This window comes from Nocardia higoensis (assembly GCF_015477835.1).
In the GTDB taxonomy this organism is placed as follows: domain Bacteria; phylum Actinomycetota; class Actinomycetes; order Mycobacteriales; family Mycobacteriaceae; genus Nocardia; species Nocardia higoensis_A.
The window spans coordinates 1-21,447 of sequence record NZ_JADLQN010000001.1; the positions used below are offsets into that span (position 1 = coordinate 1).

The following is a 21,447-nucleotide window of genomic DNA, read 5'->3' on the forward strand; positions in this document are numbered from 1 at the left end:
GCAGGGCACTCACCTCACCGGCGGGCAGCGTGATCGAGACATCCTGCCAAATACGCTGCGAACCGAAGGACTTCGTCACGCCCTCTGTTCTGACCTCGACGCCCACGCAAACCTCCACAATTCTCGGTGAGCCTCCGCGATGCGATCCGGTGCTGCGCGTCAACGGCCCTCGCAGACAAGTTACTGCAAGTTCTTGGCTGGGGGAATCGGGTGCTACCAACACGCCGCCATTCGACGCGCCGACGGCGTGGCACTCGATTTCGAGTGGAATCCCTGTTCACTTGTGTAGCTCATGTCGTCGGCGGAACGGCCGCGCGCCCGGTGTGGATGCCTGGGCGTCCGGACTGAGCGGTCTCGGCGCGTGATCGGTCGGATCCGGAATCATGGGGCCGTTGTACCGCCTGGAATGCTGGCGTACCGTTGATATTCATTCTCGACGACGATGATGGACGGGGTGGGCGGATGACCACAGCCGCTAGGGGTCGGGGCGCCGATCCGGTGCCCGGCGACGAACGTGTTCGCAGCGTACGTGGAATCGGCACGGCGCCACGATCGGGAAGAATGAATGGTCACTTTTCGACCGGCGGGTCGAGTTCGTCAGCGGAACCCCCGCCGGGCGGGGACACGCCTCTGGCCCGCGCCTGCCGCGATCTGGCCGGCGCCGCACTGGCCGATGCCGACCCCACGGGCCCGACGGCCCGCTTGCTGGAGGCCGCCGCCGCGTGCGCGCGCGAAGGAGTGGCGCTGGGCATGGTGCACCGGGCCGTCTTCGACAATGTCCGGCGCGAATTCGAGCGATTGCGCACCCCGGCCACGCTGCCGGGAGCCGATCGGCGGCTGTGGGAGACGCTCGAGAACATCACTGTCGCGGTCTCGGCGGGCTACCTCGACGAGGCGCGCACCGTCGGCGCCCAGCACAACAGCGCCTTGGACACGGTCACCGCATCGCTACTCGGCGGCATCGCCGACCCCGCCGAGGCCGAGGAGTGCGGAATCGAACTCGCCGCCTCGTATTCGGTACTCGCCGTCGCACTGCCTCTGCCCGCATCTCGCGCCGATGCCGATGCAGTGCAACCACTCCGGCCGGGGCAAGCGCTCACCGCCGCATCCGAGGGCACGCGCGAATCCGGTGCCAGGCAGATGCTGCGCAGGGTGCGCGCGACCCTGGCCGAGCGCGGCGGCCCGAATGCGCTGTCCCTGCTCGGCCGTGACGGCGGAACGATTCTCGTGCCCACCTCGACCTCGGTCCGTCTCGATGTGGCTCGTCTGGTCGACCTGCTCTCCGACGCCGCGGGCGCCCCGATCGCCGCGACCGTGGTGACCGCCGCACCGCGCACCGAACTGCCCGGTGCCGCCGAGTGCGCGCACGAACTGCTCGACATGGTGCGCCGATTGCGCATGGCCCCGGGCCTCTACCGCATGGCCGATCTGGCCCTCGAATACCAGATCACCCGTCCCGGGCCGGGTCTGGACCATCTCGGCACGGTCCTCGATCCCCTCGACGCCCAGCCCAAACTGCTGGAAACTCTGCGCTGTCACATCGCCAACGGACTCAATCGTCAGCGCACCGCGCGCATGCTCGACCTGCACACCAACGGCCTGGACTACCGCCTGCGCCGCATCGGCAGGCTGACCGGTCACGACCCCGGCGACGCGCGCGGAATCTGTTACCTGCGTGCGGCATTGGTCGCCCGCAGCTACCGTGAACAGCAACGATAGGCGCGCGACGCGGCGGGTGTGATTCCCCACAGCCGGGCAGGTGTCATCGGCGTGGTGTCGCGGGTACGCCTCATCGAAGGACAGCTGAACGACACAGCCCGGCTGACGCGACCGGTCCTGGCGCACGCCGACGGTTGCTGTGCATGCCTCGACGTCGCCGCGGCCGGGCGACGACGGACAAGGAGCGCCCCCGTTGGAGCAAGTACTACGTCCATTGATCGTCTTCGCCGCGACCCTCGCGGTCACCGTCTGTATCGGCCTGCTGATGGGCAGGCTGCTGCGTTTCAGTGCGCGCAGACGACCCCGCTCGAGACTGCCGCTGCTGCTGCGCCGGGTGCAGCTGCCGTTGCAGATCTTCCTCGGCGCGGTCGCGTTGCACACCACGTATCCGCTGGCCGAGTTGAATCTGCGCCAGGACGCCGTGATTCGCAATCTGATCGCGACGGCCGCGATCCTGGCCGCCATCTGGCTGGTCGTGCGCAGTGTCGACGTGGCCGCGGAGAACATGCTGCACTCCTATGCCGACCGGACCCACGAAGTGGCGAAGGTGCGCCAGCTACGCACCCAGCTCGGCCTGGTGCGCCGGATCGTCACCGCCGTCCTGGCGGTCAGCACCGCGGCGGTCGCCATCCTGCTGCTCGTTCCGAGTCTGCGCACCCTGGGCACCTCGCTGCTCGCCTCGGCAGGGGTGATCGGCATCATCGCCGGTGTAGCGGCCCAGTCGACCTTGAGCAATCTGATCGCCGGCCTGCAGATCGCCTTCGGTGATTCGGTGAAGATCGGCGACACCGTGGTCGTCGAGGGGGAGTGGGGCACCGTCGAAGAGCTCAGCCTCGCCTTCCTCACCGTGCGCATCTGGGACGACCGCAGGCTGACCATGCCCGTGTCGTACTTCAACAGCCAGCCCTACGAGAACTGGTCCCGCGGCGGTTCGCAGATCACCGGCACGGTCTTCCTGCATCTGGACCACAGTGCGCCGGTGGCGTTGCTGCGCGAACACCTCGGCGAGTTCTTGAAGGAGCGCGCGGACTGGGACGGTCGCAGCTGCGGCTTGGTGGTCACCGACAGCACGCCCACCGCGATCGTGGTCCGGGCGACCATGACCGCAGCCGACGCCGACGACGTGTGGACGCTGCGCTGCGCGGTCCGCGAGGAACTGCTGGGCTGGCTGTGGCGCGAACACCCCTACGCGCTACCGAAGATCCCCACCGCGATCACGGCCGGATCCGGCGTTCCCGGCCAGGTCGCCGACCGGGACGAGCGCACGGAACGCGAGGACTCCGCCCGCACGGACGCTCGGCACGGGCACCTGGTGTCGTCGAACGGTCGCGTGCACGGCTGATGCCGCACGCCCGACCGGCGCGCGAGGCGGGTGCATCGTCGGCGGTCGCACGAATGGCTCCGCCCAGCGGTGCGCCCCGTCGACAGCGGCGCCGTCGGCGTCGAAGCACATGCCGTGACGGCCCAGCGTTCATGACGGCCCAGCGTTCATGACAGCCCAGCACTCATGACAACCCACGTTCACGACAACCCAGCGGATCACGGCGGACCAGACCTCGAGGACGAACGAGTGGGGCCGCCCGTCCATTCGGACGGGCGGCCCCACTCGCGTCTGCGGGGAGGATCAGTTGAAGCCGAGCAGTGCCGAGGACAACTCGGTGACGTCGAGCGCCTCCAGCGCCTGCTGACGCACGTCCGGGCAGGTCTGCGTGGTCACCGTGTCGACGATGGTCTTGTCGCGGATCACATCGTCGTTGAGGCCTTCGTTGCGGGCGGCCCAGTTCTGCACAGTGCCGTTGAAGGTCACTTTCGCCAAGGTCGGGCCCTGGTCACGCCAGTTGTCGAGGTCGGACTGGATCATGTCGCAGAGCTGCTGTGCGGCTTCGGGGGAGATCACCGGTGTTTCGGTCTCGGTGGTGTCGGTCTCGGTCTCGGTCTCGGTCTCCGGCGTGGTGACCTCCACCGAGACCGACGGCGTGGTGGTGGTGGTGTCGGTGCCGTTGTCGTCGGCACAGCCGGTGAGCGCCGCGCCCGTCACCAGCGCGCCCGCGGCCAGCAGCGTGACGTACTTGCGATCGAGTCTCATCAGTATTTCTCCTCCGGGTCGGGTACGGCGGCAATACCCGACGTGCCGGAGTCGAATCCGTGGTGAGCCGGACGAGTGCCGGTGCCCGCGAACGGGACAGGTGAGTGCTGGAAGTTTACTGTGACGCCCGGTTGTGTGCGAAGCCACAGCGGACTACAACGGGGCAGCTCCCGGCCTTTATGGTCGATTGTCCATGACCGTGGGGCCTTCAGTCGGGTTGACGCCCTGAGAAAATCATCCCTAATGTTTCTCATGTTCTCAGGGGAGTATCGAACATTCTGATCTTTGGCGCGGAAAGTGTTGCATGACAACGGAATTCGTGGTTCTTGAACAAACCAGGCAGCATCTCGGCAAGGCCAGGGCGCAGCTGGGAAGCCTGCTCGGCGGGCTGGTGGAGCATCGCTCCGAAGGGGCGCGACTGTGGACTACCGACGGTCGTGAGTTCCTCAACTGTGGCGGCTACGGCGTGTTCCTGCTCGGCGCGCGTCACCCGGCAGTGCTCGAGGCGGTCGCCGCGCAGCTCGGCCGTCATCCGGTCGGCACCCGCGGCCTGCTCGAAGCCTCCGCCGCGAACGCCGCGGCCGCACTGGCCGAGATCGCACCGGCCGGACTCACCAAGGTGTACTTCGCGGGCGCGGGGACCGAAGCCACCGAAGCGGCCCTGAAAATGGCTGCTGTCCAGGGGCGTACCCGGCTGATCGGCGCCGAGGGCGGCTACCACGGCAAGACCCTGGGCGCGCTGTCGCTGACGGCCAACGACACCTATCAGGACCCGTTCCGCGGCGTGCTGCACGGCGCGACCCGCGTCCCCTACGGTGACCCCGACGCCCTCGACGCGGCGCTCGGCGCCGACGGATCCGACGCGTGCGTGGTACTCGAGCCCATCCAGGGCGAAGGTGGTGTGCGCATCCCGCCGGTGGGCTATCTGAGCCGCGTCCAGCAACTGTGCCGCGAACGCGGTGCCATGCTGGTGCTCGACGAGATCATGACCGGCCTCGGCCGCACCGGAACCTGGTGGCGCGGCGAGACCGAGCAGATCACCCCCGACGTTCTGCTGGTGGGCAAGAGCCTCGGCGGCGGCGTCCTCCCGGTCTCGGCGGCCGTCGCGACCGAGCAGGCCTACGCCGCCTTCGACGCCGACCTCTGCCTGCACACCTCCACCTTCTCCGGCGCGCCGCTCGGCATGGCGGCCGCCGCGGCGACGATCGACGTGTTGCGCCAGGAAAATCTGGTCGAGGCGTCCGCCCGCCTCGGTGCGCGCCTGCTCGCCGGGCTCACCGAGATCCGTGATCGCACCTGCCCCCGCCAGATCGTCGAGATTCGTGGCGCCGGAACGCTTTTCGGCCTCGAGTTCGCCGACGGCGGCCTGGCGGGAGAGTTCCTGATCGAGATGATCGACGCGCGCGTGATCATCAACCATTCGCTGAACGCGGGCCCCGTCCTGCGTCTGACCCCACCGGCCAACCTGCGGCCATCCGACGAGGCATGGCTGCTGGAGGCCTTCGAGAAGGCCTGCGTGCGCCTGGCGGCCCACGCGATCTGACCCGTGATCCGACAGCTGTGATCCGACTGCCGTGATCCAGTTGCCGTGTCTGACCTGTAGGAGACAATGTGAAGATCTTCGTCACCGGCGGCGCCGGTGTCGTCGGCGTACCGCTGATCGAGATGCTCGGCGCCCGGCACGAGGTCATCGCCCTCACCCACACCCGTCTCGTCCCCGGCGCCGAGGTGGTGCACGGCGACATCACCGCTCCCGGTCTCGGTCTGGACACCGAGGACACCGCGCGTGTCCTCGACGGACTCGACCTGGTGGTGCACTGCGCGGCCAGCGTCGATTTCGCCGCCGGGCCGGACGCCCTGCACGCGATCAACGTCACCGGCACCCAGCGCGTGCTCGATCTGGCCGCCGCGGCGGGCGCCCGGCTGGTGCACGTGAGCACCGCGTTCGTCGAGTTGGAACCGCCCGAGGACATCACCGGCGGCCATGCCACGCTGCTGCCCGGCCAGTACCTCGCCGCCAAGCGTCTCGGTGAGTCCGAGGTGCGCGCCAGCGGTCTGGCCCACACCATCGTCCGCCCTTCCGCCATCGGCGGCCGTGCCCGCACCGGAGAGATCACCGAATACCAAGGCGTGCACAGCCTCTCGCGTGCGATGGTGCGTGGGTCGGTGCCGCTGTTCCTGTGCGCGGCCTCCGCGCGCTACGACCTCGTGCCCTGTGACGTGGTGGCCGCCGTCATCGCCGCCGTCGCCGAGTATCCCGATGCCCCCGCGACCGCCTGGGCCACCGTGGGCCCGCACTCGGTCACCGCCGACCGGCTGCTCGAGATCCTCGATGAGACCTTCGACGAACACGGCCTGCCCCGGCGCGGCCCGCGTCGCGCCGATCCCGAAGTCTTCGAGCGGCTTCTGAAGCCCGCCTTCTTCGACGAGCTGGGGGCGTCGGACAAGACCAAGATGGCCAACCTGATGACCACGCTGGCCTCGCTGTTCCAGCCCGAGCCGATGCCCAGCTCGCTGGGCGAGATTCCCGGTGCGCCGCAGGCATATTCGGCCACCGACGCGGAAGAGGTCATACGCACCACCTTCCGTACCGTGATCGCCCGTGAGGGCATGGCGCAGGCCCCGGCCGCGCCCGAACGCAACGAGGTGATGGTCTGATGGCCGAACGTTCTGTGGCAATCCGCGCTCAGGTGGGCGACGTCGACCCCGACGTGGCTTTCGCCCGCCTGCGCGACTTCCCCTCCTACGCTGAGCACGTCGACGTGGTGCGTGGCATCAGTCTCGGTGTCGACGCACAGGGCAACCAGGTCAGCAGTTGGTCGGTGTGGTTCCGCAGCGGTCTGCTGGAGTGGACCGAGCGCGATGTGGTCGACGAGGCGAGCCGCATCCTCTCCTTCGAACAGGTCACCGGCGATCTGGCACGCTTCGACGGCGCCTGGCGGGTGGCCCTGAGCGACGCAGGTGTGACCGTCAGCTTCGACGCTGTCGTCGACCTCGGCATCCCGTCGCTGGCCGACATGCTCGACCCGTTGGCCGAACGCGCCCTGCGCACCAACACCGTCGACATCCTGCGCGGATTGTTCGGACCCGACATCGAATTCGGCGGCGTGGCCGTATGAGTCCCCGGCCCACCCGACTCTACGAAGCGGTCACCGCGGCCATGGACGCCGTGCCCGGAGCCACGGTGTCGACCCTGCGCGAGACCCGCACCTTCGCGAACCTGCGCGCCGACACCGCCCGGCGCGCCGACCTTCTCGATGCCGTCGCTCCGCGCGGCGGCAGCCGGATCCTGGTGACCTTGGCCAATCATCCCGACTACGTCGCCACCCTGCTGGCGATCTGGTCACGAGCGGACCTGCCGATCCTCGCCGACCCGAGTCTGGGCGCGGCCGAGATCGCCACCCTGGTACAGGACTGCGGCATCGACGCCATCGTGCGCGCGCCGCTCACCGGCGACACCCGCGCCACAGTCGCAGGCGCTGACACCTTGGCGGGCACCCTGAACGGCGGTGTCGAGGAGAGTGACCGCATCGAAGCCGACAGTGGCCGGTCCGGCGGCATCACCGGTGGCGGAGACGCTGCCTCCCGTGAGGCATCCGTCGCGCTGGACGAACGGCAGGTCGCGATCGCGACCGGGTTCGCCGGCGCACGTCCGGATCTCGCACCCGACACCGAACTCGGCAGGCTGACCTCCGGGTCCACCCGCGCCCCGGCGTGCATCGAGTTCTCCGCGGCCGCGGTCCTCGCTGCCGCCCGCACCTGGGCCGGAGCCTCCGCGTCGACCTCCGCCGACCTGAGCCTGTGCTTCGCCGGCCTCTACAACGGCCTGGCGTTCAACACGACTCTCATGCCGAGTCTGCTGACCGGCGCGAGCCTGGTCCTGCCCGGCGGCATGCCCAGCGGCGGCGCGATCATGCGCTACGTCACCACCTTCCGCCCCAGCATCCTGGTCGCCTTCCCCGCCGCCTACGAACGTCTCACCGACTACACCCGCGCCTCCCTGGCCGAGGCGACGCGGGCCGCGCTGCGGAACATCCGGTTGCGGCTGTCCTCGGCGGCGACACTCGCACCGGAAGTCGCCGAGCGAGTCGCGCAACTGTCCGGTCCCGTCTCGGACTACTACGGCATCGCCGAAACCGGCCCCGTCACCTTCGCCGACGGCAGCCGCCCGGACGGCAAGGGCATGCTCCTGCCCGGCGTCACCGTCGACTCCCGCCCGCGCGCCGACGGCGTCGAGGTGCTGCATGTGCGCACCGCGTCCATGGGCACCCGCTACCTGAACTATCCCGGCGAATTCGAACGCGCCATCGCCGCGGACGGCAGCTACATCACCTCCGACACCGGTGTGGTGCGCGAGGGCGAGCTGTTCCTCACCGGCCGCGCTCAGCCGATCCTGAACATCGGCGGTCGCAAGTTCACCGTCGAATCCGTCGCCGACGTCATCACCGCCCACCCCGGCGTCACCGACTGCCGGGTCCTCGCCCTGACCACACCCAGCGGGCGCGACTGTGTCGGCGCGGCCGTGCAGGCCGGCGCCGACCTCGAGCCGGCGCAACTGCGCGCCTTCCTGCGCGAGCGGCTGGCCGATTACAAGGTCCCCGAGGTCATCGTCGTCGTCGCCGATCTACCGCGCGGCGCCGCGGGCAAGGTCAAGGCCGAAGCCGTACGCGCGCTGTTGACGAACTCGTTCCAGCAACCGGTCACAGGAGGCCGCTGATGTCCGATGTCCTGCAGGATTCGCTGACCAAGGCGGTCGCCCAGATGGTCGCCAAGGCCACCGACGGCACCGTCGACGCCGAGACCGCCCAGCGCTCGGAGCAGACCTTCGCCGACGCGGGCATGACCTCGCTGGCGTTTCTGCGCCTGGTCGACGCGCTCGAGATCCGCTACGGCGTAGAGATCGACCTGGAGAACGATCTCGACCACATGCGCACCGTCACCGCCATCGTGGCCTACCTGAGGAACCAGGGTGTCGTCGACGCCTGACCGCCCCGTCGCCGTCGTCGGCGCCACCGGCCGCCTGGGCCGCGCGGTGACCGAGGCCTGCGCGCGCCACGGCGTCCGGGTCGTCACGGTGGCCGATTCGACAAGCTGGACCATCGGCGAGGAACCCGCGGGCGTCGTCATCGACGCGAGCAGACCCGACGCTCTCGACGCCGTCGCCGAGCATTGCGCCGCCACCGGCGCCGCCCTGCTCTCCTGCGTCTCCGGCCGCCCGCCGCAAGCGGCCGCCACGCTGTCGGCGCTCTCGCGACAGGTTCCGGTGCTGATCGCCGCCAACCTCAGCCCACTGCACTGGTTGCAGGCCCGCGCCGCCGAGCTCGCGGCGCGCCTGGCTGTCGCCCTGGTGCCCGATGCCGAATTCACCGTCATCGACCGCCATCCCACCACCAAACTGGACGCGCCCTCGGCGACCGCGAAGAATCTCGCCGCCCTGCTCCCGGAGCAGACCACGGTCCTCGCCCAGCGCTACGGCCACGCCGTGAGCGACCATCACGTCGTACTCACCGCGGGCGCGGAGAGCTGGGAGTCGATCCACCGCGTGCGTGACCTGCGCGGACCCGCCACCGCCGCCCTCACCCTGGCCGCCTGGCTCGAGCAGGCCCGGCCCGGCCTGTACACGGCCGCCGAGGTATTCGCCGAACTCGCGGGAGCCCAGGCATGACCGTCACCCTCCCCACCGCCGCACGCCTGCGTGCCCTGCTCACCGGCCGCGCCGACGAGGTCACCGCCTACGAACAGGCGGGCCGTTCTCCCGCCGAACTGTTCACCGGTGTCATGGCCACCGGCCTGGCCACACCGGTCATCGAAGGCAGGCCGGGCGCGGTCGCCGAGTTCTGCGCGAACATCTCCGTGATCGCGGAGAACTGGCTGGCATTGGCCGAATCGGTGCATCTGCAAACCCTCGTCGGCCTCACCGTCGCTCGGCACGCACAGCCCGCGCTGCGCGACGAGTTGGTCCCCGCCCTCGCCGAAGGTCGGCTCCTCGGCGCGAACTGCGTCAGCGAACCCGCCGCCGGATCGGACATGTCGGCCATCGCGCTGCGGGCCGACCGCACCGACACCGGGTTCACACTGCACGGCACCAAGACCTGGGCAGGTCACGCACCCCTGGCCGGCGTGCTCGTCGTCTACGCCCGCACCAGCGCGGCCGGTCTCGGCGGTCTCACCTGCCTCGCCGTCGACCCCACCACCCCGGGAGTCACCATCGCTCCCGCCGCCCACAAGCACAGCGCCGCCGCCCTGCCCAGCGCGGACGTGCACTTCGACGGCGCCCACGTGCCCGCCGACCGGGTACTCGGCCGGGTCGACCGCGGCGCCCGCGTCGCCGACGACATGTTCACCCAGGGGCGCGTCGGCCTGGCCGCCTGCGCCGTCGGCCTGAGCGCCGCCGCAGTCCGCCGCGCCACCGACTACGCCAAGTCACGAATCCAGTTCGGCGTGCCCATCATCCGGCACCAGGCGATCGGCCATCTGCTCGCCGACATGACCACCCAGCTCGCCGCCGCCCGCCAACTCCTCGCCCGAGCCTGCGACGAGATCGACGAGGGCGGGTCCGATGCCGACCTGCTGGCCGCCCAGGCCAAGCTCTTCGCCACCGACACCGCGATGCGGGTGACCACCGATGCCGTCCAGATCCTCGGCGCCACCGCGTACCTGCCCGGCGAGTCGGCGGAGCGGTGGATGCGCGAGGCCAAACTCCTGCAGATCATCCAGGGCACCAACCAGATTCAGCGCAACGCCATCGCGGCACGACTGTGAGGGAACCCGAACCCATGACCTCCGCATTGGTGATCCAGGCGGCGATCGGTGCGCGCGCACTGTCGTCCGGTGGACACGACGATTTCAATCAGGGCCAGATCTCGGTCCGCAGGCCCGGCGACGGCCGCTTCGCCATCAAAGGCGCACTCGTCGGCTTCGACGAGGCCACCCCGGCCGATTTCGTCGACGCCGCCGTCGACGCCGCCGAAACCCCGGACCCACAGGCCCCACCGGAACTGCCACTGCACCAGGCCGTATACGCCGCTCGCCCCGACGTCGCGGGGATCGTGCACAGCCACGCACCCGCGAGTCTCGTCTTCGGCGCTCTGGACGCCGATCTGGTCCCGTTGAGTCATGAAGGCGCCCTGCTGACCGGTGAGGTGCACCGCTTCCACGACACCAGTAACACCGTGCTCACACTCGATGTCGGCGAGGGCATCGCGAAGACCCTCGACCGAGGCGTCGGGGTCTTTCTGGTCAACCACGGCAGCGTCGTCGTCGGCCGCAGCGTGCGCCACGCGGTCGTCTTCGCCCTCATGCTCGAACGCGCCTGTCGCCTGCAACTCGACGCGCTGGCTTCCGGTCGCCCGTTCGCCACCTCGAACGCCCTGGACGTCGCCGCCAAGCGCGAGTACATCTTCGCCGACCTCTCGGTGCGCTCCTACTGGGAACACACCCGCCGCCGCGTGCATCGCCTGCACCCGGAGACCACCGAATGGAGCCGCTGACATGCAGGTAACCGGAGACGGCTCGGCCCGAGCCGACACGGCCTGGGCCGAAGACGGCCTGGCATGGGGCGATGTCATCCACCCGCCGCTGCCGCAGACCGTCGGCATCGAACCCCTCACCGGCCCCATCGCGGGCGCCGTCGGTCACGTCGATCGGCTGATCGGCCGCAATCGCGGTGGCGACACCCGCTTCGTTCCGTCCGCGGGCGCCACCTATCCGTACGAAATCCTGCTGATAGCACCGGATTCCGGCGCGACAGCACTGCTCGATCCCGCCCGCAAGCACCTCGTCGTGCGCGCGGACACCGGTTTCACCACCGACGCCGAAGACTACCTCTGCCTGCTCGTCGGCCGCCCCTGGTTGTCCATGCGCAAATACGGCACCCGCGGCTACCTCTACCACCTCATCGACGCCGGTCACGCCCTGTTCTCACTGGCTCTGCTCGACCGCGAGGACAGCGCCGCCGACCGTTTCCCGGATGTCTTGCCCAGCAGCGACGCCGTCGCCGGTGACATCCTCGCCGCCGGGCTCGTGCGCGCCTTCGACCCCCACGACGGCGAAGCCGACGGCTGGCGCCTGGTCACCACCGCCAAATCACGAGTCCAGATGGGCCGTAGCGAATTCGAACAGTGGGCCGACCGCCTCCGCCCACCCGGCCCACCGCGACCGGTGTTCTTCGACCGCGCGGGCGCCCTGCCCGGTAACCTCGCCCGCTTCCTCCCCATCCGCCGCTCCGCGGCCTCCTTCGGTACCACCACCCCGCCCGGCTACGACCTCGACGCCGTCCTGGCCGACGCCCTCGAGATCGCCGCCGAAGCGGTCCGCCGGCTCGGCCTGCCCATGCCCGACATCCATCTCGTCGGCGAGGTCACCGGCGGTCTCGCCCTCCCCCCGGGAGACCTGCTCACCGGCCTCGCAGGCCAGGAACACCTGACCGCCGCCGAGGTCTTCGTCGTGTTCTCCACTCCCGCGGGCGAAGACGACTCCGTCATCGACGCCGACCGGCAGGCCCTGCTGCTGGCCACCGGCGTCGTCGGACAGGTCCTCTATCTCGTCGCCGCCCGCCACGGCGCGGGCGTCACCGGCATCGGCGGCCTGGCCCCCGAGTACTGGAACCAGGCGCTGCCCGCCGGACGCCAGACCCTGTACCTCACCGCGCTCGGCCGTCCGGTCGGCGGAGTGAAGTTCGACGCGCTCTACCAGGGCGCCCACGGGTGAATCCGTGACCAGAAAGGCTGAGATGACAACAGTGACAATGCCGTCCAATGTCGCCGGGGAGCAGCGGGGCGCGGCAGCCCGCGTGCTCGCCGACGCCTTCGCCGAGGACGCGATCTGGCAGGACGTGAAACCGCGCAAGCAGGCCAGGGCCGACCGGGCCCTCTACTGGTTCTTCCGCGGGGAGGTGGAGATCTGCGCCCGCCTCGGCGGCTACCTGCAGGCCACCTACGACGCCGAGCAGCAGCCCAACGGCGTGCTCATCGCCTACGAGCGCACCAGCCCCCGGTTCCCGCTGTGGGTGTGGCTGTTCCGCGTGCCCGCCATCCTGGTGCTCGGCATCTCCCGCACCGTCCTCATGGCGCAGATGCTGGCCAAGGTCGAGGCCGCGCATCCGACCGAACCGCACTTCTACTTCTGGTACGTAGGCGCACGCACCCTGGGCGGGGGAGCGGCTTTGATCAAGCGCGTGATGCGTGTGGCCAGTGCCAAAGGCCTGCCCGGTTACGGCGAAGCCAAGTCCGCCGACGTCGTCGAGATGTGTGAAATTCTGGGCTGGCAATCGCACCCGCCGATCGATATCGGGGCCGGACACAAGGTCACCCCGGTCTGGTGGCTGCCCGCGGAGGGGAAATGACGACGGCATCCAGCGCCACCGAGACCACCCGGGCGAGCGGTTCCGGACTGATCTCCCGTATCGCCGAAACCTGTGCTCGCGCACCGAAACTGACACTGATCATCGCCGGTGTCGCCTTTCTGGTGTTCGGTTCGCTCGGCGGCTTGGTCAACGAACGCCTCAGCGCGGGCGGGTTTCTCAACCCCGACTCCGAATCGTCCCGGGTCGCCGATCTGCTCGCCGCCGAACACGGCGTCGCGAACATGCAACTGATCTTCGCCGTCCAAGACCCCGGCGGCGTTGCCGGAGACCGCGCGCGCGGCGTGGGCGGCCGGATTGCCGAGGCTCTCGACGCCGACGAGCGTGTCAGCACGGTCACCGCGTGGACCGACCCGGTCGGCGCCACGTTGGTCAGCCGGGACGGCACCGTCGGCCTCGTCGTCGCAGGCATCGTCGCCGACGACAACAAAGTCCAGAAGATCGCCCGCGAACTCGCCGACCAGTTCACCGGCGACCGCGACGGCGTCACGGTGCTGGCCGGCGGTCAGGCGATGGCCTTCGAGGAGATCAACTCCACGGCCGCCACCGATCTGGTGCTCGCCGAGGCGATCGCCGTCCCGATCACCTTCCTGCTGCTCGTGCTGTTCCTGCGCAGCGCTATCGCCGCCGCCGTTCCCGTCGTCGTCGGTGTGCTCGCCATCGTCGGCACCACCGGCGTGCTGTTCGTCCTGACCTTCCTCATTGAACTGTCGGTCTTCGCGCTCAACATCACCACCGCGCTCGGCCTGGCACTGGCGATCGACTATTCCCTGCTGCTGATCGGCCGCTATCGCGAGGAGATCAGCCGCGGCGTCGCGCATGAGCAGGCGTTGATCTCGGCCATGCGCCACGGTGGCCGCGCGGTCGTGTTCTCCGGCGTCATCGTGGCCACCGCCCTGATCGGTCTGTGGCTGTTCCCGATGGCCTTCCTGCGCTCCATCGGCTACGCGGGCGTCGCCGTCGTCGTGCTGTCGGTGGTGCTCGCGCTGACCTGCGTGCCCGCGCTACTGGCCCTGCTCGGCCCGCGCATGAACCGCAAACCGCAGCGCGAAGCCGTCCCCGCCGAAAAGACGCGCCTCTACCGCGTCGCCCGCGCCGTGCAGAAACGTCCGCTGGTGGCCGCCGTGCCCGTGCTGGCGGTCCTGCTGCTGGCCGGTTCGCCGGTGCTCGACTTGCGCCTCGGCCTGCCCGACGATCGCGTACTGTCCACCGACGCCCAGTCCCGCCAGGTCGGCGACCTCATCCGGGACGGCTTCGACCAGAACATGACCGGCACGGTGGACATCGTCGTGGCGAACGCCCCGGCCGAGCGGCTCGGCGACTACGCCGCGCGCCTGTCCGCGGTCACCGATGTCAGCGCGGTCGCGGGCCCGGCCGGCATCTTCGTCGACGGATCGCCCGCGGGCCCCCCTGTCGGCACTCCGGGAGCGAGCGGTTCCGCGCATCTGGCCGTCACCACCGACGTCGATCCCTACTCCGACGAGGGCACCGCCCTGTTGGACGCCCTGCGCGCCGTCGATGCCCCCGGCGAGATCCGCGTGGGCGGCCTCGCCCAGCAGAGCGCCGACACCGCCGCGGGCATAGGCGACGGTTTCGTCCTGGCCGTGCTGTGGATCGTCGTCACCAGCGCCCTGCTGTTGTTCCTGCTCACCGGCAGCCTCCTGCTCCCGCTGAAAGCCCTGGTGCTGAACACCCTGTCGCTGGCCGCCACGTTCGGCGCCCTGGTATGGATCTTCCAGGAAGGCCACCTCGGCGGATTGGGCACCACCGCACTCGGTTTCACCATCGCGACGGTCCCCGTCCTGCTGTTCTGCGTGGCGTTCGGCCTGTCGATGGACTACGAGGTCTTCCTGCTCGCCCGCTTCACCGAGGAATGGGAACGCTCCGGTCGCACCCGGGCCGACGTCGACACCGCCGTGGCCGTCGGCCTGGCGCGCTCCGGTCGCGTCGTCACCGCCGCCGCCATGCTCATGGCCGTCGTCTTCCTCGGCATAGCGACCAGCGAGGTGTCCCTCATGCGGGCCCTCGGTGTCGGCCTGGTCATCGCCGTGCTCGTCGACGCCACGCTGGTTCGCACCATCCTCGTCCCCGCCGCCATGCGCATCGCGGGCACGGCCAACTGGTGGACGCCGCGCCTGCTGGCTCCCGTCGTCGATCGCGTCCGGATCCGGGAGTGAAGGCCCCGATCGAGAGGACTTAGGTCAGTTGACGGAATGAGAAGATAAGTCCTAATGTTTCTCATGCCCTCATCGAGGAGGGGCGTCGATCAGAAAAGGACCCGAGAATGAAGACCCCCGGCCTGGATCGCACCACCCTGCTCGGCCGGTATCTCGGCGATCGTCGCTTCGTCCTCACCCTGCCCCGCGCCGTAGGGCTGCAGATCCTGCAGCCCTCGGTCGCGGCCGCCATCGTCGAGCACACTCCCGTCTCCCTGTGGGAGCACAAGAAGCGCGTCGTCTCCCGCATGATCCACCTGGCCTACGCCGAGGTCGATCCGCACCCGGCCATGCTCTACGGCCACGAACTCGTCCGCGGCGTGGACAGCACCGGCAGGCGCTACAACGGCCTGGCGCCCGACCTGTTCTTCTTCCAGCACGCCACCTACGTCGACACCCTGGTCACCTCCATCGAGACCTTCGACCGCCCGCTGTCGCTCGCCGAGAAGAAGACCCTCTATGCCCAGTGCTGCCAGTGGTATCGCCGGTACGGCATCTCCGCCCGTCACATGCCCGAGACCTGGGCCGACTTCAACGACTACCTGGACGAGGTGTGCGCCAAGAGTCTGGTCGTCACGCCCGAGGCGGAGAAGCTCGCACCGGAACTGCTGCGCCCCGATGCCTGGGTGCCGCGGACGCTGCCCGATTTCGCGGTGCGGTCACTGCTGCATCCGCGCACGCGGGAATTGCTGGGAGTCGAGCCGCAGCCGGGCGACCGGGCGGCGATGGCGGCCTATTCGCGAATGGTGAAAGCGGGGGCCAAGATGCTCTCGCCGAGATCGCGATTGGTGCCTTCGGCTCGCGACTGACGGGTCGGCGCCCTGCATCGAATGGCCTCGTTCTTCGGTGTCGGCGGAAGACGCGGAGACGGGAGGGTCTGTAGCAAGGGTCCAACGGCTCTGATCATCGCCTACATCGGTTCTTTCGGAATGGGACGAATGACACCTTTTTCGCTGGTCTCTGTCGGCTGTGCGCGCTTCCGACCTCGATATTCGCCCCCGAACCGGCGTGGATCGTCCGCATTCCATAGAGGTGAGTCTCCCGGCAACCGATGCCGCTAGCTGGACAAACAGGTCATATGGACCATGCGATCCGGTCGCTTGTCAGGTGAACGTGCTGCTGAATGGAAGCATCAACGTAGAGTTCGAAGGATGACCCAAACCCCGGCCGCACGTGATCTCGCCGATCGTGCAGGCAGCATAATCGGCGAAGTGAGCGAGAAGGGGACCCGACCGACCGAATACGCGGGTGCCTGGCGGCCGGCCGGCAGCTACCGATTCTGGTCTCGGGACCAGCGCTGGGAGTGGTCCGACGAGGTCGCCGAACTGCACGGTTACGAACCCGGTTCCGTCGTGCCGACCATGGAACTGGTCCTGTCCCACAAGCACCCCGACGACCGCGCCGCCGTCGTGGACATCCTCTCCGCCGCCGTGACCACCGGCCAGCCCTTCTGCAGCCGCCACAGAATAAGAGATACCCACGGAAGAGTCAGACACGTCCTGGTCGTCGGCGACCAGATGTGCGACGGCAACGGAGATGTCGTCGGTTCGACCGGCTACTACATCGACCTGACCGAGAGCCTGGACGAAACCCGCCAGGCAGTCCTCGACGAAACCCTGCCCGACCTGGTCGCCGCCCGCTCGGTGATCGACCAGGCCAAAGGCGCGCTGATGGTCATCTACGGCATCAGCGCCGACCAGGCGTTCCGCGTCCTGTCCTGGCGCTCCCAGGAAACCAACACCAAGCTGCGCGACCTCGCCTACCGCCTGGTCGACGCCATCCCCGAATTCCGCGGCTGCGGTGTCGGAGACCGCACCCGCTTCGACCACCTCCTGCTCACCCTGCACGAGCGCCCCCAACCCACCACTCCGTAACACCGCCTCTGACCAGGCGATTCGCTCCAGGCGCACCCCTTGTTGTAATCTCTTGAAGCGCCCAAACGGCGGGCGCAACGGGCTGTGGCGCAGCTTGGTAGCGCACTTGACTGGGGGTCAAGTGGTCGCAGGTTCAAATCCTGTCAGCCCGACAGACGAGAAAGCCCCTCTGACCAGTATCAGAGGGGCTTTCTTCATTCTCCGACCACTCGGAGTTGGGGACCATTTGGGGACCGTAGGTGCTTCGAGAGCCGGTTCCCGTCTTCGATCAGAGTCTTCGTATCGGGGTGTAGATAGCGTTGGGTGATCCGCGGATCGGTGTGGCCGGCTATCCGCTGGAGTCGGTGAACCGGGACGCCGGCATCGGCGAACCACGTCAGTCCGGTGTGCCGGAGTCCGTGCCGTCGAAGATGCTCGAAGCCGAGCCGTGCAACCACGTCGTCCCAGTGGGTGGCACGGTGCAGGACACCCGTGGAGATGCGACCGCCGCGGGGGCCGACGAACAGGCGAGCATCGGGACGACCGGCCGTCGCCTCGATCCGCCGCGCCACGATCGGCCGCAAGTCCTCGATGATCGGAATCGCTCGCGACCGCTTGCCCTTCGTGCCCTTGTCCGCCATGCCACCGGGGCCGGGGGTGGTCTGCCGTCGCAGTGTCCACACCCATTCGTTCGTGTCGATGTCCCCGACCCGGCAGCCTGACACTTCGCCGATCCGGGTCGCGGTGCACGCCGCGAAGATCACGACATCGCCCCAGCCTCGATACTCACCCGCTGAGGCGTCGACCAGAGCATCCGCCAACCGAACCAACGTCGCCCAGTCGGGCAGCGCCAGAGCCCGCGGGTTGTCCAGCTCGTCTTGCACTTGGGCGAACATGCGCTGCCATCCCGACACCTGCACCGGGTTGCGTTCGATCAGCTCGTCTCGCACCGCCTGATCCATCACGCGGCCCCACGCGGCAAGGGTGTTCTTCACCGTCGACTTGCTGCACCCGTCAGCGATCCAGTTGCCGACTGCGCGATCGGCCACGCCAGCCGTGATCATGGCGATCGGAAGATGCCCGACCGTGGGAACGACCCTGCGGCGCCATCCCGCCAGATACGGGTCACGGGTCTTCGGCTCGATCCCGCGAAAGGACAACTCCAGACTCGCCGCGCCGTACTCGGCCAGCGTGGCCGTCGCCATCTTCGGATCAACGCCGCGCGCCGCAGCTTGCCGAACACGGCTGATCCACTCGTCGGCCTGGTCCCGAGTCTCGAAGGACTCCGAGATCGAAGCCCGCTTCTTCGTCGCCGGATCGACCCAGCGGAGCCGAGCACGGTACGGCTTGGCGCGGTCCCGGACCTCGATGTCGGAGCGCAGCTGCACGCCGATGGGGGAGATGTCGACTCTTTCGGCCATCACGCAGCCGCCGGGTCGATCCGCCGAGAGTTCATGTACGCCTCCACATCCGCCCTGCTGTACCGGACCACCCGATCCGACACTTGCACAAAAGGTGGTCCCTGCGGAGGGCGAGCGGTCCGCCACCGCCGCAGGCTCGAAGCGTCCACGCTCAGCATGCGCGCGACTTCCTCTGTGGTGAACCACTGTCCACCGAACGGTTCGGTATCCATCGGACTACCTCCTACGCCGCTTCCTGAATTGCCGAATGTTGCTGTGCTGCAATTGGTCCCGCCTCCAACAAGGCACGTGTGTACTCTGCCCGCCAGGCTGTGCGTTGGGCGATCGCGGCGAGGATCACGTGGTCCCGTGGCGGGGCCGAGTGGTCACCGGGCTCCACGGGTTTGATCACCCAATGCGAGGTGTCAGGTTTGACGATCCCGGCCGAGGCAAGCAGTTGCCGAACAAAATCCGCCCGATCGGCCTTGTGATCCGGGAGCGTCTTGCCCGACCAGCGCCGCGAGACCAGCACCCGCCGACCGGGGAGGCCGAGGGTGTCGCGGCGGTGGGCTTTGCCCTTGCAGCGGCCGGGAATGGTCTTGTCGCTGGCGCCCTTCGGGACGATCCCGTAGCGCAGCCACACCGGGCAGCGCGGTGAGCACGGGGTGTGCTGCAACTCCGCGTGCAACCGGTCGTAGTGCGCGGCCGTGCGGGCCGAGTCGGTGTCCAGGACTTCGCTGATGGACTTGGTCAGGTACTTGGTGACGTAGCCGATCGCCCGGTCGGCCTTCTCGCCGGAGATGTAGCCCTTCATGTCGCCGGGGTCCATGCGTTCGCCGAACCGCACCGTGTACGCGGGTTCGAGGTCGTCCACCGAGTCGAGGACATCGAGGGCTTCGTCCCAGGTGGTCAACGGCTTGCCGCTGTCGGGGTCGACGAACGTCAGGGTCTTGTAGTCCCAGACCGGCATCTTCTCGCCGGAGTAGCGTTCGTCTTGGGGATCGAAGTAGGGCCACCACACCTGGTGGTAGGTCGCCGCGGTCACCATCCGCAGGATCTCGCGGGAGATGGCGCCTCGCAGCAGCAGGTGCAGGTGCGGGGCACCGCGTTTCTGGGGTTCGACGGTGGCGAAGTACTGCACGTCATAGCCCACGACCCGGCGCAGGTTTTGAATCCAGCGGTCCACGAGCTTGGAGAAGAACACGATGTCGCGGGCGGCGCTGGTGTAGTCGTAGGACTCCGGATCGCGTGGGGAGCCGTCACCGCAGACCTTGCCGTCCTTGTCGGTGGCGCCGTCGCGGTTCATCGGCCCGTAGGAGGGCATGGTCAGGGTGACCATCATCGAGGACCGGTAGCCGCCGATCACCTTGCCGACCGTGGTCTTGGAGACCTTCTTACGGGGCAGGTTCGGCACGTCCTGGCGGCGCTTGGTCGAACGCACCCGCCGAGCCCTTGGTGTCGGATCGAGAGGCGGGAGCGGGCCACGAAACCCCGACTCACGGATTTCGGTATCGGTCTCGGCGATCAGCTGGGCGAGTTCGGCCGCCAACTCGTCGTCAGAGTCCTCGCGTGCAGCGCGGTAGTCGGCCACCAGATCGGCGCGATACGCCAGCAGCTCGGTCTGCTTGTCGGACGGGTCGCGAGTCTCGTCCACCGGTTCGGTCTCGGCATGCCAACCTTCCCGGCACTGCGTCATGCGCAGCCAGCGAGCTTTGTCCGCACATGGCTTGCACACGCTGGCGACCGTGGACTTGCAGGGCGACCCGACGTAAGAGACCTTGCCGGTGGTCGGGTCGAACGCGCGCATGGTGATCGGGCGGACGCAGACGCCGAACTTCTCGGCGGTGGCCTGGGCGACATCGGTGAAGTCCGGCAGGGCGCGACGCTGGGCAGCGGTCTGCCGGGCCAGGGCGGGTGCCGGTTCGGTCGCGGTCGGTTCCGTGGGTTCGGTGGTGTCGGTGCTCATGCGGCGTCCTTCGTCCAGTCGGCGCCGTCGATGATCTGGGGCAGGTTCATCGGTTCGGCGAGGGCATCGTGGTAGCGGAAGTTCAGTTCGACCAGGCCGGGGCCGAGGACGCGGATGCGGCACTCTTCGGCGCCGAAGGCGTGGGCGAGCTGCTCGGCGCGATCGCTGTAGTCGTCGGGTCGGTGGCCGGCCACCATCCGCACGTGCACCAGGTCGTCACTGTCACCGATCCACACCTCACGCAGGCGCGGCACCCGCACCCGGTCACCGTCGGTGACGACCAGGCCGCAAGCCGTCAGAAGGGGCACCCAGCGGCGGCCGTAGCGGAACCAGGCCAGGAACCGGGCGCGGGCACGGTCGGTGATCCAGCGGTGAAAGCTGGCGGGGTACTTGACCCGCCACACGATCAGTCCGGTGACATGCACGGCGACCACACCGAGCCCGGCGAAGGGATGCACTCGTGAACCGACCGTCACGGCCAGGAGGACCGGCAGGGACAGCATCGGGAACAGGACCAGCCAGCGGGCGGTGACCGCGATGCCGAAGAGGAAGCCGCTGCCGAACTCGAGCAGGGCCAGGCCGAGCAGGTCGAACGGGTCACGCTTGGTGGTCGTGGTGGTTGTTGTCGTGGTGGTCATGCCGCGTACCCGCCGTCACCATCGTTGCCGTTGTCCCACTTGGCGAGGACTCCGGTTTCCGCGCACAGGCGGGCGGCGATCTCGTCGGGGTCCAGGCCGCGGCGTTCCAGCAGTCCGCGGCGGTGGGCGAACAGGTCGACCACGTTGTCCCGGTAGGGCGTGTGGTCCTGACGGTCGGTGCAGAAGGTGTTGTGTCGCTTCATGAGTG

The 21,447-nt window shown here is 68.8% G+C and carries 21 protein-coding genes, 1 tRNA gene and 1 pseudogene; 16 read left to right on the forward strand and 7 right to left on the reverse strand.

What is annotated here, in order from left to right; all coding sequences use genetic code 11:
• A pseudogene (locus IU449_RS29590) lies at window positions 1–106 on the reverse strand (ABC transporter ATP-binding protein); the annotation flags it as partial.
• A 455-nt stretch (window positions 107–561) separates the two neighbouring features.
• On the opposite strand from IU449_RS29590, the gene IU449_RS00005 reads away from it, so the two are divergent.
• Together IU449_RS00005 and IU449_RS00010 are read left to right on the forward strand one after the other, a co-directional pair.
• Window positions 562–1,719, forward strand: coding sequence for a PucR family transcriptional regulator (locus tag IU449_RS00005; RefSeq protein WP_194999920.1), 1,158 nt, complete (start codon window positions 562–564; stop codon window positions 1,717–1,719).
• A 193-nt stretch (window positions 1,720–1,912) separates the two neighbouring features.
• Window positions 1,913–3,061: a mechanosensitive ion channel family protein gene (locus IU449_RS00010; protein ID WP_194999921.1), complete on the forward strand. Its 1,149-nt coding sequence runs from the start codon at window positions 1,913–1,915 to the stop codon at window positions 3,059–3,061.
• Between the two features lie 282 nt (window positions 3,062–3,343).
• On the opposite strand, the gene IU449_RS00015 is transcribed toward IU449_RS00010, so the two are convergent.
• Complete coding sequence (locus tag IU449_RS00015; protein WP_194999922.1) at window positions 3,344–3,805, reverse strand: hypothetical protein; 462 nt, start codon at window positions 3,803–3,805, stop codon at window positions 3,344–3,346.
• 319 nt (window positions 3,806–4,124) lie between these two features.
• On the opposite strand from IU449_RS00015, the gene IU449_RS00020 reads away from it, so the two are divergent.
• The 14 genes from IU449_RS00020 to IU449_RS00085 all read left to right on the forward strand — a co-directional run bounded on the left by IU449_RS00020 (window position 4,125) and on the right by IU449_RS00085 (window position 17,408).
• Window positions 4,125–5,348 (forward strand): aspartate aminotransferase family protein, encoded by a 1,224-nt coding sequence (locus IU449_RS00020; protein ID WP_324188020.1) that lies wholly within the window; start codon window positions 4,125–4,127, stop codon window positions 5,346–5,348.
• A gap of 68 nt (window positions 5,349–5,416) precedes the next feature.
• Window positions 5,417–6,463, forward strand: coding sequence for an SDR family oxidoreductase (locus IU449_RS00025; protein WP_194999924.1), 1,047 nt, complete (start codon window positions 5,417–5,419; stop codon window positions 6,461–6,463).
• Window positions 6,463–6,924, forward strand: coding sequence for an SRPBCC family protein (locus IU449_RS00030; protein ID WP_194999925.1), 462 nt, complete (start codon window positions 6,463–6,465; stop codon window positions 6,922–6,924). Before IU449_RS00025 ends, IU449_RS00030 begins: the two co-directional genes overlap by 1 nt.
• Window positions 6,921–8,522 carry a class I adenylate-forming enzyme family protein gene (locus tag IU449_RS00035; RefSeq protein WP_194999926.1) on the forward strand — a complete coding sequence of 534 codons (1,602 nt, stop codon included), beginning with the start codon at window positions 6,921–6,923 and terminating at the stop codon, window positions 8,520–8,522. Before IU449_RS00030 ends, IU449_RS00035 begins: the two co-directional genes overlap by 4 nt.
• Window positions 8,522–8,791 (forward strand): acyl carrier protein, encoded by a 270-nt coding sequence (locus IU449_RS00040; RefSeq protein ID WP_194999927.1) that lies wholly within the window; start codon window positions 8,522–8,524, stop codon window positions 8,789–8,791. Before IU449_RS00035 ends, IU449_RS00040 begins: the two co-directional genes overlap by 1 nt.
• Window positions 8,775–9,470, forward strand: coding sequence for a dihydrodipicolinate reductase C-terminal domain-containing protein (locus tag IU449_RS29595; protein ID WP_194999928.1), 696 nt, complete (start codon window positions 8,775–8,777; stop codon window positions 9,468–9,470). The genes IU449_RS00040 and IU449_RS29595 overlap by 17 nt, the downstream gene beginning before the upstream one ends.
• Complete coding sequence (locus tag IU449_RS00050; RefSeq protein WP_194999929.1) at window positions 9,467–10,567, forward strand: acyl-CoA dehydrogenase family protein; 1,101 nt, start codon at window positions 9,467–9,469, stop codon at window positions 10,565–10,567. The genes IU449_RS29595 and IU449_RS00050 overlap by 4 nt, the downstream gene beginning before the upstream one ends.
• Window positions 10,568–10,581: 14 nt before the next feature.
• Entirely contained in the window at window positions 10,582–11,295 is a 714-nt protein-coding gene (locus IU449_RS00055; RefSeq protein ID WP_194999930.1) for a class II aldolase/adducin family protein, read from the forward strand.
• A 1-nt stretch (window position 11,296) separates the two neighbouring features.
• Entirely contained in the window at window positions 11,297–12,514 is a 1,218-nt protein-coding gene (locus IU449_RS00060; protein ID WP_194999931.1) for a hypothetical protein, read from the forward strand.
• Between the two features lie 22 nt (window positions 12,515–12,536).
• On the forward strand, window positions 12,537–13,148 hold the full coding sequence (locus IU449_RS00065) for a hypothetical protein (protein ID WP_194999932.1): 612 nt from the start codon (window positions 12,537–12,539) through the stop codon (window positions 13,146–13,148).
• The gene (locus IU449_RS00070; RefSeq protein WP_194999933.1) at window positions 13,145–15,343 is read left to right on the forward strand and encodes an MMPL family transporter; all 2,199 of its coding nucleotides are present in this window, start codon (window positions 13,145–13,147) and stop codon (window positions 15,341–15,343) included. Before IU449_RS00065 ends, IU449_RS00070 begins: the two co-directional genes overlap by 4 nt.
• Window positions 15,344–15,450: 107 nt before the next feature.
• The gene (locus tag IU449_RS00075) at window positions 15,451–16,191 is read left to right on the forward strand and encodes an oxygenase MpaB family protein (protein WP_194999934.1); all 741 of its coding nucleotides are present in this window, start codon (window positions 15,451–15,453) and stop codon (window positions 16,189–16,191) included.
• Window positions 16,192–16,593: 402 nt separating this feature from the next.
• Window positions 16,594–17,256: a PAS and ANTAR domain-containing protein gene (locus IU449_RS00080; RefSeq protein ID WP_324188021.1), complete on the forward strand. Its 663-nt coding sequence runs from the start codon at window positions 16,594–16,596 to the stop codon at window positions 17,254–17,256.
• Between the two features lie 78 nt (window positions 17,257–17,334).
• A tRNA-Pro gene (locus IU449_RS00085) sits at window positions 17,335–17,408 on the forward strand.
• A gap of 42 nt (window positions 17,409–17,450) precedes the next feature.
• Here IU449_RS00085 and IU449_RS00090 read toward each other — a convergent pair.
• From IU449_RS00090 to IU449_RS00110, 5 genes are read right to left on the reverse strand one after another with little or no spacing between them, the layout of a single operon-like run.
• Window positions 17,451–18,656: a tyrosine-type recombinase/integrase gene (locus tag IU449_RS00090; RefSeq protein WP_194999936.1), complete on the reverse strand. Its 1,206-nt coding sequence runs from the start codon at window positions 18,654–18,656 to the stop codon at window positions 17,451–17,453.
• Window positions 18,656–18,868, reverse strand: coding sequence for a helix-turn-helix transcriptional regulator (locus IU449_RS00095; RefSeq protein WP_194999937.1), 213 nt, complete (start codon window positions 18,866–18,868; stop codon window positions 18,656–18,658). The genes IU449_RS00090 and IU449_RS00095 overlap by 1 nt, the downstream gene beginning before the upstream one ends.
• 11 nt (window positions 18,869–18,879) lie before the next feature.
• On the reverse strand, window positions 18,880–20,601 hold the full coding sequence (locus IU449_RS00100) for a helitron helicase-like domain-containing protein (RefSeq protein WP_228803580.1): 1,722 nt from the start codon (window positions 20,599–20,601) through the stop codon (window positions 18,880–18,882).
• Window positions 20,598–21,239: a hypothetical protein gene (locus IU449_RS00105; protein ID WP_194999938.1), complete on the reverse strand. Its 642-nt coding sequence runs from the start codon at window positions 21,237–21,239 to the stop codon at window positions 20,598–20,600. The genes IU449_RS00100 and IU449_RS00105 overlap by 4 nt, the downstream gene beginning before the upstream one ends.
• Entirely contained in the window at window positions 21,236–21,442 is a 207-nt protein-coding gene (locus IU449_RS00110) for a hypothetical protein (protein WP_194999939.1), read from the reverse strand. The genes IU449_RS00105 and IU449_RS00110 overlap by 4 nt, the downstream gene beginning before the upstream one ends.
• Between the last annotated feature and the right edge of the window lie 5 nt (window positions 21,443–21,447).

Coding starts and splice junctions, on each gene's coding strand:
- IU449_RS00005 (WP_194999920.1), top strand. CDS start 562: ATGAATGGTCACTTTTCGACCGGCGGGTCGAGTTCGTCAGCGGAACCC.
- IU449_RS00015 (WP_194999922.1), bottom strand. CDS start 3,805: ATGAGACTCGATCGCAAGTACGTCACGCTGCTGGCCGCGGGCGCGCTG.
- IU449_RS00030 (WP_194999925.1), top strand. CDS start 6,463: ATGGCCGAACGTTCTGTGGCAATCCGCGCTCAGGTGGGCGACGTCGAC.
- IU449_RS00035 (WP_194999926.1), top strand. CDS start 6,921: ATGAGTCCCCGGCCCACCCGACTCTACGAAGCGGTCACCGCGGCCATG.
- IU449_RS00040 (WP_194999927.1), top strand. CDS start 8,522: ATGTCCGATGTCCTGCAGGATTCGCTGACCAAGGCGGTCGCCCAGATG.
- IU449_RS00050 (WP_194999929.1), top strand. CDS start 9,467: ATGACCGTCACCCTCCCCACCGCCGCACGCCTGCGTGCCCTGCTCACC.
- IU449_RS00055 (WP_194999930.1), top strand. CDS start 10,582: ATGACCTCCGCATTGGTGATCCAGGCGGCGATCGGTGCGCGCGCACTG.
- IU449_RS00060 (WP_194999931.1), top strand. CDS start 11,297: ATGCAGGTAACCGGAGACGGCTCGGCCCGAGCCGACACGGCCTGGGCC.
- IU449_RS00065 (WP_194999932.1), top strand. CDS start 12,537: ATGACAACAGTGACAATGCCGTCCAATGTCGCCGGGGAGCAGCGGGGC.
- IU449_RS00070 (WP_194999933.1), top strand. CDS start 13,145: ATGACGACGGCATCCAGCGCCACCGAGACCACCCGGGCGAGCGGTTCC.
- IU449_RS00075 (WP_194999934.1), top strand. CDS start 15,451: ATGAAGACCCCCGGCCTGGATCGCACCACCCTGCTCGGCCGGTATCTC.
- IU449_RS00090 (WP_194999936.1), bottom strand. CDS start 18,656: ATGGCCGAAAGAGTCGACATCTCCCCCATCGGCGTGCAGCTGCGCTCC.
- IU449_RS00095 (WP_194999937.1), bottom strand. CDS start 18,868: ATGGATACCGAACCGTTCGGTGGACAGTGGTTCACCACAGAGGAAGTC.
- IU449_RS00100 (WP_228803580.1), bottom strand. CDS start 20,601: ATGAGCACCGACACCACCGAACCCACGGAACCGACCGCGACCGAACCG.
- IU449_RS00105 (WP_194999938.1), bottom strand. CDS start 21,239: ATGACCACCACGACAACAACCACCACGACCACCAAGCGTGACCCGTTC.
- IU449_RS00110 (WP_194999939.1), bottom strand. CDS start 21,442: ATGAAGCGACACAACACCTTCTGCACCGACCGTCAGGACCACACGCCC.